This window comes from Myxococcus stipitatus DSM 14675 (genome assembly GCF_000331735.1).
GTDB classification, from domain to species: domain Bacteria; phylum Myxococcota; class Myxococcia; order Myxococcales; family Myxococcaceae; genus Myxococcus; species Myxococcus stipitatus.
In genome coordinates this window covers 6,579,005-6,593,144 of record NC_020126.1, presented here as the reverse complement: position 1 = coordinate 6,593,144, position 14,140 = coordinate 6,579,005, and the positions used below count along the sequence as shown (strand labels likewise).

The 14,140-nt window shown below is 69.2% G+C and carries 15 protein-coding genes; 12 read left to right on the top strand and 3 right to left on the bottom strand.

The features are described from left to right. Nucleotides 1-7 precede the first annotated feature (7 nt). Complete coding sequence (locus tag MYSTI_RS25405; RefSeq protein WP_015350668.1) at nt 8-1,123, bottom strand: HD domain-containing phosphohydrolase; 1,116 nt, start codon at nt 1,121-1,123, stop codon at nt 8-10. Between the two features lie 238 nt (nt 1,124-1,361). Here MYSTI_RS25405 and MYSTI_RS25400 point away from each other — a divergent pair, with 238 nt between their 5' ends. The 4 genes from MYSTI_RS25400 (at nt 1,362) to MYSTI_RS25385 (ending at nt 5,517) form a co-directional block, all read left to right on the top strand. After that, nucleotides 1,362-2,363, top strand: coding sequence for an NAD(P)H-dependent amine dehydrogenase family protein (locus MYSTI_RS25400; protein WP_015350667.1), 1,002 nt, complete (start codon nt 1,362-1,364; stop codon nt 2,361-2,363). 16 nt (nt 2,364-2,379) lie between these two features. After that, nucleotides 2,380-2,829 (top strand): MaoC family dehydratase N-terminal domain-containing protein, encoded by a 450-nt coding sequence (locus MYSTI_RS25395; protein WP_015350666.1) that lies wholly within the window; start codon nt 2,380-2,382, stop codon nt 2,827-2,829. Beyond that, the gene (locus MYSTI_RS25390; RefSeq protein ID WP_015350665.1) at nt 2,829-3,503 is read left to right on the top strand and encodes a MaoC family dehydratase; all 675 of its coding nucleotides are present in this window, start codon (nt 2,829-2,831) and stop codon (nt 3,501-3,503) included. Before MYSTI_RS25395 ends, MYSTI_RS25390 begins: the two co-directional genes overlap by 1 nt. 169 nt (nt 3,504-3,672) lie before the next feature. Continuing rightward, nucleotides 3,673-5,517 carry an acyl-CoA dehydrogenase gene (locus MYSTI_RS25385; protein WP_015350664.1) on the top strand — a complete coding sequence of 615 codons (1,845 nt, stop codon included), beginning with the start codon at nt 3,673-3,675 and terminating at the stop codon, nt 5,515-5,517. 111 nt (nt 5,518-5,628) lie between these two features. Here MYSTI_RS25385 and MYSTI_RS25380 read toward each other — a convergent pair whose 3' ends face one another. Both MYSTI_RS25380 and MYSTI_RS25375 read right to left on the bottom strand, forming a co-directional pair. After that, on the bottom strand, nt 5,629-6,081 hold the full coding sequence (locus tag MYSTI_RS25380; protein ID WP_015350663.1) for an ExbD/TolR family protein: 453 nt from the start codon (nt 6,079-6,081) through the stop codon (nt 5,629-5,631). Between the two features lie 18 nt (nt 6,082-6,099). After that, nucleotides 6,100-6,822, bottom strand: a complete 723-nt coding sequence (locus tag MYSTI_RS25375; RefSeq protein ID WP_015350662.1) for a MotA/TolQ/ExbB proton channel family protein — start codon at nt 6,820-6,822, stop codon at nt 6,100-6,102. A 43-nt stretch (nt 6,823-6,865) separates the two neighbouring features. On the opposite strand from MYSTI_RS25375, the gene MYSTI_RS25370 reads away from it, so the two are divergent. From MYSTI_RS25370 to MYSTI_RS25335, 8 genes are all read left to right on the top strand, one after another. Continuing rightward, nucleotides 6,866-7,696: a DUF4292 domain-containing protein gene (locus MYSTI_RS25370; RefSeq protein WP_015350661.1), complete on the top strand. Its 831-nt coding sequence runs from the start codon at nt 6,866-6,868 to the stop codon at nt 7,694-7,696. Nucleotides 7,697-7,755: 59 nt separating this feature from the next. Further along, a complete protein-coding gene (locus MYSTI_RS25365) occupies nt 7,756-8,511 on the top strand; it encodes a cyclic di-GMP-binding domain-containing protein, MshE-related (RefSeq protein ID WP_015350660.1) in 756 nt (251 codons plus the stop codon). A 9-nt stretch (nt 8,512-8,520) separates the two neighbouring features. Then, a complete protein-coding gene (locus tag MYSTI_RS25360) occupies nt 8,521-9,507 on the top strand; it encodes a cyclic di-GMP-binding domain-containing protein, MshE-related (RefSeq protein ID WP_015350659.1) in 987 nt (328 codons plus the stop codon). Further along, nucleotides 9,504-10,523: an ABC transporter ATP-binding protein gene (locus MYSTI_RS25355; RefSeq protein ID WP_015350658.1), complete on the top strand. Its 1,020-nt coding sequence runs from the start codon at nt 9,504-9,506 to the stop codon at nt 10,521-10,523. Before MYSTI_RS25360 ends, MYSTI_RS25355 begins: the two co-directional genes overlap by 4 nt. Further along, entirely contained in the window at nt 10,520-11,572 is a 1,053-nt protein-coding gene (locus MYSTI_RS25350; RefSeq protein ID WP_015350657.1) for an ABC transporter ATP-binding protein, read from the top strand. Before MYSTI_RS25355 ends, MYSTI_RS25350 begins: the two co-directional genes overlap by 4 nt. Beyond that, nucleotides 11,541-11,948, top strand: a complete 408-nt coding sequence (locus MYSTI_RS25345; RefSeq protein WP_015350656.1) for a DUF2085 domain-containing protein — start codon at nt 11,541-11,543, stop codon at nt 11,946-11,948. The genes MYSTI_RS25350 and MYSTI_RS25345 overlap by 32 nt, the downstream gene beginning before the upstream one ends. An 81-nt stretch (nt 11,949-12,029) precedes the next feature. Continuing rightward, nucleotides 12,030-12,662: an RNA polymerase sigma factor gene (locus tag MYSTI_RS25340; protein WP_044900621.1), complete on the top strand. Its 633-nt coding sequence runs from the start codon at nt 12,030-12,032 to the stop codon at nt 12,660-12,662. Beyond that, entirely contained in the window at nt 12,659-14,125 is a 1,467-nt protein-coding gene (locus tag MYSTI_RS25335) for an anti-sigma factor family protein (protein WP_015350654.1), read from the top strand. The genes MYSTI_RS25340 and MYSTI_RS25335 overlap by 4 nt, the downstream gene beginning before the upstream one ends. Nucleotides 14,126-14,140 lie beyond the last annotated feature (15 nt).

Below are 14,140 nucleotides of genomic sequence, written 5' to 3'. Positions count from 1 at the left end.
CGCGACGTCAGGCGCCGCTCGCGCGGGCGAGCGGCTCCGGCGGCCCGAGCGGATGGCTGCGCCAGCGCTCGTGCTCTTCCTTCTCGAGCGTCTCCACCTGGTGGCGGATGCGCTGCCACTCCGTCTCGGGGATGCGCAGGAAGGCGTCGGCGAGGTTGGGGTCGAACTGGGTCCCCGCGCAGCGGCGGATCTCCTCGCGCGCCACGCTCATGGGCCGGCCCTTGCGATAGGGGCGGTCCGAGGTGATGGCGTCCACGGTGTCGGCGATGCTGAAGATGCGCGCGCCGATGCAGATGTCCTCGGTGGCGAGCCCCTGCGGGTAGCCCTTGCCGTCCCAGCGCTCCTGGTGCTGGAGGACGATGAGCGCCGCCTCGTGCAGGTAGGGCATCTTCGCCATCATCCGGTAGCCGAACTCGGGGTGCTTGCGCATCTCCACCCATTCCTCGGGCGTGAGCGGGCCGGGCTTGAGGAGGATGGAGTCGCGCACGCCAATCTTGCCGATGTCGTGCAGCAGGGCTCCTTGCTCCACCACGTCGAGCGCCGCGCCCGCGAGGCCGACCTCCTCCGCGAGCCTGCGCGAGTAGAGCGACACGCGACGCGAGTGCCACTGCGTCTCCGTGTCGCGATAGTCCAGCGCGCTGATGAGCCCATCCAGCAGGCCCGTAGTGCGCTCCACCACGCGCCGCTCCAGGTCCTGGTTGATGGCCACCAGCTCCGCGTTCTTCGCCGCCACCTCGCGCGACAGCCGCTCGTTGGTCTCCACCAGTCGGTAGTGCTCCACCGCCTGTCGCACGCTGCTCGTCAGCTCGCTCAGCGACCACGGCTTGCCGAGGAGGCGGAACACCTCGCCGCGGTTGACGGCCTCCGACGCGACGCGGAAGTCCGCCGCCGCCGTCAGCATCAGCCGCACCGCCTTGGGGTTGGTCTCTCGCAGGACGCCCAGGAGCTCGATGCCGTTGAGGTACGGCATCATGAAGTCCGTCAGCACGACGCTGAAGCCGACCTCGCGCGCCGCCAGGGCCGGGTCGCTGTGCGTGACGACGTCGTAGCCTTCCGTCTCGAGGATCCGTGAGAGCGCGGCGAGGATGAGCACGTCGTCATCCACCACGAGGATGCGGTCCATGTTGGCGGGTCTCCGGCAGGTCGCGGGCTTGTCTATATTTATACACGTCTTGCCGGGTCCCCTAACAGGCCCCCCACCCACGTTTGTGGTTGCAAGCCCCGGAAATCATTGGAAGTTCTTGCAAAGGGCAAGAGCAGCCAAACCAAGTGATGCTTGCCTGCCCGCCAAGGTGTGATTTATGGTGGGCCGCAAGGTTGAGTTTCATCGCTAACCCCTTGGAATCCTGGAGCAATCTCCGATGGCTAGAGCCCCAGCAGGGCCGGTGCCGGTGGTGGTCATGGGGCTGGGGTTCATCGGGCAGGAGATTGCCAAGGCTGCCCTGTCCAGTCCCGAAGTCGAGTTGATTGGGGCCGTGGATACCCACGCCGCCCTGGTGGGTCGTCCACTGGGAGACGTGCTGGGAGGACCGGCGCCCCGCGTCAAGGTGGTGGACTCGTTGGAGAAGGCGGTGGGGCGTCGCAAGGGCGCGGTGCTGCTGCACGCGACGGGCTCCCGGCTGCCGCAGGTGATGGAGCAATTGCTGGCGGCGCTGAAGCTGGGGCTGCCGGTGGTGAGCACCTGCGAGGAGTTGGCGTTCCCGTACCTCAAGTACCCGGAGCTCGCGGACAAGTTGGACGAGGCCGCGCAGCGCGCGGAGGTCTCCATCCTGGGCGCGGGCGTCAACCCGGGCTTCGTGCTGGACCGGCTGGTGGCCACCGCGGGGCTGGTGTGTGGCCCGGTGCGGCGCGCCACGGTGACGCGGGTGGTGGACGCGCGCACCCGGCGCGAGGCGCTGCAGCGCAAGGTCGGCGCGGGGCTGACGGAGGAGGAGTTCTTCGAGTTGGTGGATGGTGAGCAACTCGGCCACGTGGGACTGGTGGAGTCCGCGGCACTCGCGGCCCTGGGCCTGGGGTTGGATTGTGATGATTACGAAGAAGAGGTAGCCCCCGTCTTCGCCGAGGAAGACATCCTCGGCGGCGCGTTTACCGTGAAGAAGGGGCGGGTGGCGGGCATGTTCCAGTCAGTGGTGGGGTTGGAGGACGGACAAGAGCGGGTCCGACTGGAACTGACCATCGCCATGGGGGCGGATGAACCGAAGGACCGCATCGAAATCGACGCGGAGCCTCGTTTGGTGTTGGAGATCCCGGGGGGAGTGGCAGGCGACCGGGCCACCGCGAATGTGCTGGTGAATGCCGCGCCACGCTTGACGGCTGCCGAAGCAGGGCTCCTCACGGTGCTCGAGCTTCCGGCCGGACGCTAGAGTCAGGAGAGGGCCAATGCTGGACAAGAATGCCATCGGCCGTGCCTCGCCGCCGACGCTCAACGAAGTGGAGAAAGGTGCCATCCGCCGCTTCGCGGAGGCCATCGGGGACTACAATCCCATCTACTACGACGAGGAGTACGCTCGTGCGTCCGGCTACCCGACCATCATCGCTCCGCCCACCTTCCCGGCCTCGTTCCATTCGGCCGCGGACCTGAGGGAGCTGCTGGGGGTGGGCATCAAGAGCCTGCTCCACGCGGAGCAGGGCTTCGACTACGAGCGGCCCATCTTCGCAGGGGACCGCATCTACGTATCCACCCGCGTCGCGGACGTCTCCGAGCGCCAAGGCATGTCCGGGAAGATGGACATCGCGGTCATCGAGGACGAAGGCCGTGACGAGGAAGGCAACCTGGTGTTCCGCGCCCGCCGGACGTTGGTCGTCCGAGCCACGAAGGAGACCCCGTGATGCCCGCCCGCAAGCTCTACTTCGAGGCCATCCGCGTCGGCGATGAGTTGCCCGCGCTGGCCAAGGCCCCCGTGGACCGCGTCCAGCTGGCGCGCTACGCGGGCGCCTCCGGGGACTACAATCCCGTCCACGTCGACGAGCTCTACGCCAAGAGCGTGGGCATGCCGAGCGTGTACGCCCCTGGGATGCTCGTCATGGGCATGCTGGGCCAGCTCATCAGCGACTGGGCCCGGGGCGGGCAGATGCGGCGCTACAACGTGCGCTTCATCAAGATGGTGTGGCCCGGCGACACGGTCGTCTGCAAGGGCCGCGTCAGCAACCGCCACGGCACCGCGGGCCGCTACTTCGTGGATATCGACCTGTGGGCGGAGAACCAGCGCGGCGAACTGGTGATGAAGGGCGGCGCGCAGATTCAGCTCTTCTACTCGCTGGAGGACGAGAACCGGCAGCGCTCGGGTCAGTCCCCCATCGTCATCGAGGTGCCGCGCGAGAGCCTGGCCAACACCCCCGCGACCGCGGCGGGTGGGGGAGCAGGCGATGGCTCGCCCGCCACCGAGGACGAGGACGCTTCCGACGAGCGGCGCACCGGCGCCACCTCCAAGAAGACCGCCCCCCGGGAGAAGCCCGCCGCCAAGACGGCGACACTCCCGTCCCCCAAGAAGCCCAAGAAGTAGCGCTTTCCCTCCCTGCGAAGTGAGGGGCCCAGGCGGGCCCCTCAACGCAGGGTGTCATTCAGGGTTGACTCAAAAATCAGTCGCCGCCACACTTCGTGTGTCTCATTCGTGCCGCTGACCCAAGGCCCTCCGGGGAGGGTAGGCAGCGAGCCAACACGCAGGAGTGGCCATGTCCGCCGGCATCAACACCTACAAGATCGACCTCCGAGAGATTTACTTCACGTTGTTCGAGCAGTTCGGCTTCGGCCAGGTGGCCGGTCAGGCGCCGTATGACGCCTGGGGCTCGGACGAGGCCCGGGCGGTCCTGTCGGAGACGTACCGCTTCGCGCGCGAGGTGCTGGGGCCCCTCAACTCGGTGGGCGACCGCGAGGGCTGTCGGGTGGAGAATGGCTCGGTCCTGACGCCCACGGGCTTCAAGGACGCGTGGAAGAAGCTCTACGAGCAGGGCTTCAAGACGGTGTCGGTCAGCCCGGAGCACGGCGGCCAGGGCGCGCCGATGATGCTGCAGGTGACGGTGGAGGAGCTGCTATCGGGCTCCAACTCGGCCTTCAACATGTACCCGGGCCTGGCGTTCGGCGCGGCGGAAGTCATCGCCGAGTGCGGCACGAAGGAGCAGCAGCACCAGTTCGTGGAGCGCATGCTGAACGGGACGTGGGGCGGCACCATGTGCCTCACGGAGCCGCACGCCGGCTCCGACGTGGGCGCGGCGAAGTCCACCGCGCGCCGCAACGGCGACGGGACGTACAGCATCAAGGGGACGAAGATCTTCATCTCCGGCGGCGACCACGACATGGCGGACAACGTCATCCACCTGGTCCTCGCGCGCATCGACGGCGCCGCGCCCGGCACCAAGGGCCTGTCGCTGTTCATCGTCCCCAAGCTGCGCATCAACGCGGACGGCAGCGCGGGCAAGGCGAACGACGTCTCCGTGGGCTCCATCGAGCACAAGATGGGCATCAACGGCTCGGCCACCTGTGTGCTGAACTTCGGTGAGAGCGACGGCTGTCTGGGCGAGCTCGTCGGCACCGTTGAGCACGTCGGCATGAGCCAGATGTTCAAGATGATGAACGGCGCGCGCATCGCCGTGGGCATCCAGGGCGTCTCGCTGGCGGCGGCCGCGTACTACAACGCGCTGGACTACGCGAAGGACCGCAAGCAGGGCTCGCACTTCACCAAGTGGAAGGACCCCACCGCGCCTCGCGCCGCCATCATCGAGCACCCGGACGTCCGGCGCATGCTGCTGGACATGAAGGCCCACGTGGAGGGCATCCGCGCGCTCATCATCAAGCTGGCCCACCACCTGGACAAGGCGCGGCAGTTGACGGGCAAGGACGACGAGGCGGCCACCTACCACAAGGGCCAGGTGGAGTTGCTCACCCCGCTGGTGAAGTCCTATGGCTCCGACCAGGCGTACCGCATCTGCTCGCAGGCCATCCAGGTGTACGGCGGCGCCGGCTACATCCAGGACTACCCGGTGGAGCAGTACACGCGTGACTCGAAGATCTTCTCCATCTACGAGGGCACCAACCACATCCAGGCCATGGACCTGGTGGGCCGCAAGCTGGGTCAGGCCGGCGGCATGTTCTTCCAGCAGTTCATGGGCGACGTGGGCTCCTTCGTCGAGGCGCACCGCGAGAACCCCGTGTACGGCGACGCGGTGAAGGCCCTGGCGAGCGCGCAGGAGGCGCTGATGTCCAGCGCGATGATGCTGTTCGGCTGGTCGCAGGACGGCGGCAAGTTCCCGCTGATTCCGCTGTCCGCCAACCGCTTCCTCAACATGATGTCCGAGGTCGCCGTGGGCTGGCTGCTGCTGGACGCGGCGCTCATCGCGGACAAGGCGTCCGCCGCGCTGTCGGCGGACCACCCGGACCGCGCCTTCTACGACGGCAAGAAGTTCAGCGCGCTGTTCTACGCGCGCAACGTGCTGCCCGGCGTGGAGCAGGCCGCGCGGCTCATCGCCCTCGAGGACACGTCCCCCGTGGACATCTCCGACGCCGCGTTCGGTGGCGTCTGAGCCTGGCCGTTGACTCGAGAGGGCTCACGAAGCAGTGAGCCCCTCTTGACGCAAGAAGGCCACCGGGAAGCCGACACGGGCTTCGACGGTGGCCTTCGTGTTTCCGGAGCGCTATTCGCCTTCGCGCACGCCGATGGCGAGCTGACCCAGGCCGGCCTTCTTCGCCAGCTCCATTACGTGCACCACGGTGCCGTGGGGGACGCCCTCGTCGGCCTGGACGATGACGATGGTGTCCGGGTCCTTCGCCTTGGCTTCGTCGAAGGCCTTCTGGAGCTCGTCCTGGCTGACGACGTTGCCGGCCAGCACGAAGCGCCCGTCCGCGAGCACCGCCACGGACAGGTCCGTGGTGCGCGCGGTGACGTCCGCGGCGCCGCCCTTGGGCAGGTTGACCTTGAGGCCCGCCTTGGCGCCTCCGCCGGGTCCCTGCTGGACGATGACGGAGCTGGTCACCATGAAGATGATGAGCAGCACGAGGAAGATGTCGGTGAGCGGGGTGATGTTGATTTCGGCGAAGACGCCCTCTTCGCCTTCGTCACCGGACCCCGGTGTCTTGCCCATGGCCATGGTGGTTCTCCCCTGGGCTCAGGCCGGCTGCGAGTCGGTGCGAGGCGGGGTGGGGGAGGCGGCCTCGGGACGGGGCGCGGGCTCCGGGGGCACGCCCGAGGCGCGCTCCTTGAGCAGCTCCGCGAACTCGTCACCCAACAGCCGCAGCTCCACCAGCACGCGCGACAGGCGGGCCTGGAAGTAGTTGTAGAAGACCATGGCCTGCACGGCCACGAGGATGCCGACGGCGGTGGCGACGAGCGCCTCGGAGATGCCCGTCATCACGGCGCCGGTGCCTCCCGTGCCGCCCGACTCCACGTCCAGGCCCAGGTCCTTGAACGAGCGCATGATGCCGGCCACGGTGCCGAACAAGCCCACGAAGGGCGTGATGGAGCCGATGGTGGCGAGAATCCACAGGTTGCGGCGCAGCTTGAGGCCCACCTGGGCGCGCTCGCGCTCCACGGCGGCCTCCACGCCCGCGCCTCCGGAGGCGCGCGTGCGCTCCCAGCGGTCGAATCCGGCGAGGAAGATGTCCGCGGCGACGGCGTTCGAGCGCTCGGCCGCGGTGCGGGCGGCGACGACGTCACCGCGCAGCAGGTGCTTGTTGACCGCCTCGCCCAGCAGGCGGGAGCGTTCGCTGACACCCCACAGGGCGATGAGGCGCTCGACGGCGACGACGAGCGCGCCCACGGAGGCGAGGATGAGCAGCGCCAAGGTGACGCCGCCGAGGCGGAGGTAATGCAGGATGTCGTTCAGGCTCATTGGTGGGTGACCTGGCAGGGCGCCATGGCCCAGACTAGGAGATATGAACCGCGCAGCCGCCGCAATCTTCCTGGTCGTGCTCTGTTCGGCCTGCCCCAAGCGCATCGAGTTCGGGCCGGAAGGGCAGCTCACCGACGCCGACGTCGTCTATCAGCATGTCCGGCGCAACCAGGACAATGTCGTGACGCTGGAGGGAGACGCGAAGCTGCGCGTCGAGTCCCCCCAGCAGAGCGGCACCATCGGGATGTTCCTCGCCGTCACCCGGCCGGCCCTGCTGCACCTGGAGACGTTCGACTTCTTCAACCGGCCGCTCGCCTCCCTCGTGGCGGACGGGACGCGCTTCGGGCTGTACCAGACCGAAGGGAACACCTTCTATCAGGGCCCCGCGAGCCCGCAGAACGTCTCGCGCTTCCTGCCCGTGGTCCTGCCGGGCGAGGAGCTGGTGGCCATCATGCTGGGCCAGGTGCCGCTCATCCCCGCCGAGCGCAAGACGCTGGAGCTGGACACGAAGGAGGGCGTCTACGTGCTGACCCTCTATCGGGGCGCCGCCACCCAGGTGCTCCGGGTTCACCCCAAGTATCTGCGCGTGGTGAAGAGCGAGGTGCGGGGAGTGCCGGGGTATGACCTGGGCTTCGACGACTTCCTCGAGCGCGGGGGGCTCATCTTCCCGGGCAAGGTGGAGCTCGTCGCGAAGCAGGCGGCCACGCGGCTGGAGCTTCGCTATCAGCAAATCAAGCTGAACGGCCGGCCCGACCTGACGCTCTACGAGCTGACCCCGCCCGAGGGCGCGAAGGTCGTCGAGGTGGATGACGTGGGCAGGGAGCTGCCAGCCGCTGGGCATGAGTCGCCAGCACCCCCAGTGCCGGGTTCCTGACCTGTCAGGCACGAAGAAGGAGCGCCGAGGCTGGACTCGGGTAGAGTGCCCCCCACGACATGGCACAGATCAAGCTCGGAGAACTGCTGATCAAGGCGAATGTGCTCCAGGAGAGCCAGCTCAAGGCCGCGCTCGCCGAACAGGCGAAGTGGGGCGGCAAGCTGGGGGAGATCCTGGTCCGGATGAGCCTCGTCTCCGAGGACATCCTGGTGCGTGCGCTGTCCAAGCAGCTGGGGATGCCGGCGGTGAACCTGGACTCGGTGCAGGTGCTGCCGCCGCACGTGAAGGCGAAGATTCCGGTGCAGACGGCGCGGGACTTCTCGGTGTTGCCGCTGCAGCTCCGTGACGAGGGCAAGACGCTGGTGGTCGCGATGAGCGACCCGCTCAACGTGCGGATGCTGGACGAGCTTCGCGCGGTGGCCAAGTGCCGCATCATCCCGAACGTCGCGGGGCGCTCCTCCATCGCCCGGGCTTTTGCTCGCCTGTACGAGCAGAACATGGAGCTGGAGGACGCGGACACCAACTTCAAGGTGGTGGACGCCCAGGGCCGCACGGTGGTGAAGAACCTCAAGGACCTGGACCCGGCGGCCGCCGCGGTGGCCTCCGCGCCCAAGCCCCCGCCCGCCGCCGCTCGTCCCGCGCCGGCTCCGGAGCCCGCGGCCCGAGGTGGCGCGGGAGGCAGCCCCGCGGACCTGTTGCGCAGCGTGGAAGAGGTGCAGCGCAAGGAGGTCGCGGCCCTCAAGGCCATGGTGGAGCTGCTCATCGAGAAGGGCGTGTTCTCTCGCGAGGAGTACCTCGCCAAGGTCAAGCGGTAGCCCTTCGTCATGCGCAAGAAGATTGGTGAGCTGCTCGTCGAGGCGGGGGTGGTGACGGAGGAGCAGGTGCGGGTGGCGCTCGGCAGGCGAGGCGCTCCAGGGCAGATGCGCCTGGGCGAGACGCTGGTGGCCCAGGGGCTGTGCGCGCCGATGCACGTCGCCCGCGCGCTGGCGGTGCAGCACGGCCTGCCCTTCATGGAGTTGCCCGAGGAGATTCCCTCCGAGGTGTCCTCGCTGGTGTCCCTGGACTTCCAGACGGAGCACCGGGTGCTGCTCTTCCGCCTGGAGGTGGAGGGGCGCAGCGAGCGCATTCATGTCGGGGTGGAAGACCCCGGAGACCTGACGTTGGTGGATGAGCTGCGCTTCCAGCTCCGCAAGCAGGTGCGGGTCTTCGTCGTGGCGTCGGACGACCTGGACACCGCGCTGGCCCGGGCGAGGGGAGAGCCGCTGGACATCGTGGAGGCGATGCCGCTGGAGGAGGTGGGCTTGGGCCCCTCCGACTTCGCCGCGGGGACGCCACTGGAGTGGGAGATGCCGGAGACGCCGAAGCCCCCCGCAGTGAGAGCTCCACCCGCCGCCGCTCCCGCCGCGCGTCGGCCCAGCACACCGCCTCCTCCTCCCGCCGAGGCGCTTCGGCCAGGGGCGGGCGGTGACTCGCTCGATGACCTGTTGGGCGTGAAGCCCGCCGCGCGTCCTCCACCGCCTCCCGCCTTGGGCGCGGAAGAAGAGGAGTCGCGGCCGCGGGTGCCGGTGGTGTTGTTCGGGGGCGCCGCGAAGGGCTCCCGGCCCGCGCTGGCCCTCACGCCGACGCCGGACTTCTCCGATGATGACCTGGCCATCCTGGACGACCTCGAGCGCATGTCTCGGGGCGACGAGGCGGTGCTGGACACGGAGAAGGTGAAGCCCGCGCGCATGGTGGCCAGCCTCATCCGCCTGCTCATCCGCAAGGGGCTCATCCAGGAGGTGGAGTTCCTGGAGGAGCTGGCGAAGAAGTGACGCACGCCGCGTCGCCCACGCACGCTGGCCCGCTGCTGGACGTCCGGGGACTCACCGTGGAGTTGTCGCGGGACGAGGGGCCGGTGCGCGCGGTGGAGGGTGTGTCCTTCAGCGTGCCTCCGGGCGGCACGCTGGGCGTGGTGGGCGAGAGCGGCTGTGGAAAGAGCCTCACCGCGCTGTCCGTGCTGCGGCTCGCGCCCCAGCCGCCCATTCGAGTGGCGGCGGGCGAGGTGCTCTTCCAGGGGCGCGACCTGCTGAAGCTCTCCGACGCGGAGCTGCGGCGCGTGCGAGGACGTCACGCGGCCATGGTGTTCCAGGAGCCGATGACGTCGCTCAACCCCGTCTTCACGGTGGGGGAGCAGATCGCCGAGGGCGTCCGGCACCACCTGGGCGCTTCTCGCTCGCAGGCGCGGGAGCGCGCAGTGGAGATGTTGAGGCAGGTGGGCATTCCCGCGCCGGGTGAGCGCGTGGATGCGTGGCCTCACCAGCTCTCGGGAGGAATGCGTCAGCGGGTGATGATTGCCATGGCGCTGGCGTGTGACCCGGCGCTGCTCATCGCGGACGAGCCCACCACGGCGCTGGATGTCACCATCCAGGCGCAGATTCTCGACTTGCTCAAGCGCCTGCAGGCCGAGCGCGGCATGGCGGTGATGCTCATCACGCACGACCTGGGCGTCGTCGCGGAGAGCTGCGACACGGTGGTGGTGATGTACGCGGGGAAGGTGGTGGAGCAGGCGCCGGTGCGCGAGCTGTTCGCGCGTCCCGCCCATCCGTACACCGCGGGCCTCTTGCGCTCGCTTCCGGCGCTGGGGGGCGAGGTGGAGGTCTCGGGGGGGCGCCGCAGGCTGCGCGCGATTCCCGGCATGGTGCCGGCGCTGGGGCGCTTGCCGTCGGGCTGTGCGTTTCGTGAGCGGTGTGAGCGTGCGAAAGAGGAGTGCGCTCGCGTGGCGCCGGTGCTCGAGGTGAAGCGCGGTGGCCAGCTCGCGGCCTGTCATCATCCGGTGCCCGCGCCATGAGCTCGGAGCCGCTGCTTCAGGCCCGGAATGTCGCGGTCCACTTCCCCGTGCGTGGAGGCTGGCTGCAGCGCGCGCGTGGCGCGGTGAAGGCCGTGGATGGCATCAGCCTGGACGTGTTCCGGGGCGAGACGCTGGGCCTGGTGGGGGAGAGTGGCTGCGGCAAGAGCACGCTGGGCCGCGCGTTGCTTCGGCTGGTGGACCCCACCGCGGGCTCCGTCCACTTCGATGGGCAGGAGCTCACGGGGTTGTCCCAGCGGCAACTGCGGCCGCTTCGTCGGCGCATGCAGTTCGTCTTCCAGGACCCGTATGCGTCGCTCAACCCGCGGATGACGGTGCGCGACATCCTGGGCGAGCCCTTCGACATCCACGGCCTCGCGCGCGGGCCGGGCGAGCGGGAGCGGGAGGTCGCGTCGCTGCTGGATGCGATGGGCCTTCCTCGCGAGGCGCTCGGGCGCTATCCGCACGAGTTCTCCGGTGGGCAGCGCCAGCGGCTGGGCATCGCCCGCGCCATCGCCTTGCGCCCGGACCTGGTGGTGGCCGACGAGCCCATCAGCGCGCTCGACGTCTCCATCCAGGCCCAGATCGTCAACCTGCTCGTGGACCTGCAGCGCGAGCGGGGCCTCACCTACGTCTTCATCGCGCACGACCTGAACATCGTCGAGCACATGTCCACCCGCGTGGCGGTCATGTACCTGGGGCGCATCGTGGAGCTGGCGCCCGCGCGGGTGCTGTACAGCCGTCCTCGCCATCCCTACACCCAGGCGCTGCTCGCGGCGGTGCCGGTGCCGGACCCGGGGAAGACGCGCACGCGCGTGTTGGTGCCGGGGGAGCCGCCGTCTCCGCTCGCGCCGCCTCCGGGGTGTACGTTCCATCCGCGCTGTCCGCTCGCCATGGAGCGATGCCGGCGCGAGTCCCCGCCGCTCTACGCTCTGCCGGATGGGCACTCCGCCGCGTGCTTCCTCGCGGAAGATGCGTCCCGGCAGTCCCCACCCGCGCCTCAATCCGGAGGGACCGACGGTGTTCTGGCTCAGTCACCATCACCCGGATGAGTACAACCGCACGTACCTGCTCGGTGGCGTGCGGGTGTGCGCGCGCTGCCTGGGGACGTACCCGGTGCTGTTGGCCTCGATGGTGGGGTTGCTCGCCGCGCGGGCTCCGCTGAAGTGGGAGTGGGACGTGCCGGTGGTGCTGCTCCTCACGCTTCCCGCGCTGGGGGACTGGGCGGTGGGGCGCTTTCGCCCGGCCTCGGGCTCCAACATCGTGCGGACGGCGACGGGCGTCCTGCTGGGCCTGGCGCTTGGCCGCTCCCTCCAGGTCCATGTCCAGCGGCCCCTGCCGACGGTGCTGCTGGCCCAGGCCGCATTGGTGACAGTCGTCGCGCTCCCTGTCATTCTCGCCACTTACCGGAAGCCACGACCGGATTAGACCCTTGTTCGCCGTCGCCCGTTATGAGGGCTCGGGTTGAGGGTGGGCCGGAGTGAGCGTGGCTCCACGAGCGATGGGGGAGTGTTGGGACCGGAGACCTCAGACGAGCGGCTGATGCTCGCCTTCCAGGCGGGGGACGCTCGTGCGTTCGAGGCGTTGGTGCGCAGGCACAGGACACCGGTCTTCAACTTCATCCTGCGCTTCGTCGGCCAGCGCGCACGGGCGGAGGACGTGCTGCAAGAGACGTGGCTGAAGGTCGTACGCAGCGCTGGCGAATACCAGGCGAAGGCCCGGTTCACGACTTGGGTCTACACCATCGCGAGGAACCTCTGTGTGGACAGCGCGCGCAAAGAAAGCTACCGCCAGGCCGCGTCCCTGGAGTCGCCGGTGAAGGGTGAGAATGGCGAGGAGGGGCGCGCCTTGGCGGATGCCCTGCCGGATTCGGGAGCCAGCCCGGAGCGAGGTGCCTTCAACGCGCGCCTGCGCCCGCTGCTGGAGCGCGCCTTGGCGACCCTGCCGGAGGAGCAGCGCGAGGTGTTCATCCTTCGTGAGTACAGCGGCATTCCGTTCAAGGACATCGCGGAGGTGACGGGCGTCTCCGAGAACACGGTGAAGAGCCGGATGCGGTACGCGCTCGACGGTTTGCGCCGCCGACTCGCGGAGCTGGGCGTGGATGGCGACCTCGCCGAGGATGGAAGGACGGTGGTGGGATGAAGCCGCAGAACGTCCACGCGCATGAGGACCGTCTCCTCGACTTCGTCTACGGCGAGCTGCCCGTCTCGGAGGCCCAGGCGGTGGAGTCTCACCTGCAAGGGTGCCCCCGCTGCACGCAGACGCTGAACGAGATTCGAGGTGTGCGCGTCACCATGGCGCAGCTCTCCGAGGAGCCCGCGCCAGACGCGGGGCTCGAGTCGCTGCTGGCCTATGCGCAGCAGTCCGCGCGCCGCGCCGCCGCCGGGCCCGTGCCCCAGCCCTCGCGCTGGCGCCGTTGGTTGTTGCCCGTGGTCGGGCTTGCCTCCGCGGGCACCTTGAGTGTGCTGACCTTCATGGCCGTGTCGCCAGACCTGACGCGGCCTCACCTGTCCTCCGTGGAGGCGAAGCAGGTGGCGGAGGCGCCTGTGTCGCCGCCTCCAACGGGCGGAGTCGCCGCCCCGCCCACGACCGTGGCTCCTGTCGCCAAGGCGCCTGCACAAGCCCTGGCGGATGCGAATCAGTACGGTGGCGACAAGGACTCGATGTTGTTCGCGAAGGAATCCGCGCGCGCTGAAGGCGCGGAGGCGGAGCGCGCGCAAGGCTGGGAGGAGGAGGGCAGTGGCGGTGGGGTAGGGACCCGTCGCCGCGCGGATGAGCTGAAGGCCCAGGCTCCTTCCGTCCAGAAGGCGAGCCGGGAGAAGGCCCCCAGCCGCAAGGCGCCGGACCTGGATGGCGAGGCCCCTTTCAAGAGCGCGCCCGCGGCCGCGGTGGCCATGCCTCCGCCGCCCGCGAGTCCTCCTCGAGAGACGCTGCGGCTGGGTGGTGGTGGCTCGAAGCAGGAGTCCTCCCGGGCCGAGGCGCTGGGGGGAGCGGCGAAGTCCTGGGACGAAGCGCCCGGTGCGCCCGCCTTGGAGTCTGTCACCGAGCCCTTGGCCCGAGGCGGCGTGGTGGCCAGTGCGCCCGCGCCCGTGGAGCAGGCCGTGGGGCGCGTCAACAAGACGGAGGAGACGCCCCCAGAGCCGCTCGAGACAGCGAAGGCGCTGCCCTCACGCGCCCAGAGGTCACGTCAGCCCGTGGCGAAGAAGGCGAAGGGGGAGGTCGCCCTGGAGGCGCGCGCCGCTCCAGCCGCTGAGCTCCCACAGGAGTCGGATGACCAGGCGGGCCCGGCTCCGAGGCGGAGCGTCGAGGAGTTGTCCCGCCAGGCCCAGGAAGCCCGCCGCACGGGCAACCGGGCTCAAGAGGTGAGTCTGCTCAGACTCGCGCTTGAAGCGGGAGCAACTGGGTCCATGCGTATGGACTTGCTCAACCGCGTGTGTGATGCCGAGCTGGCCTTGGGGCGTCGCGGCGAGGGTGTCGCAGCTTGTCAACAAGTATTGGCGGAGTCGCCGGGGTCTCAAGCTGCCCAGGCGGCACGGCGGCGCTTGAGTGACGACCCTGTTTCAGCCGAGCCAGAGAACGCGAAGGACGCCAAGCCCGCCGAGTAAACCTCCGCGATTTTT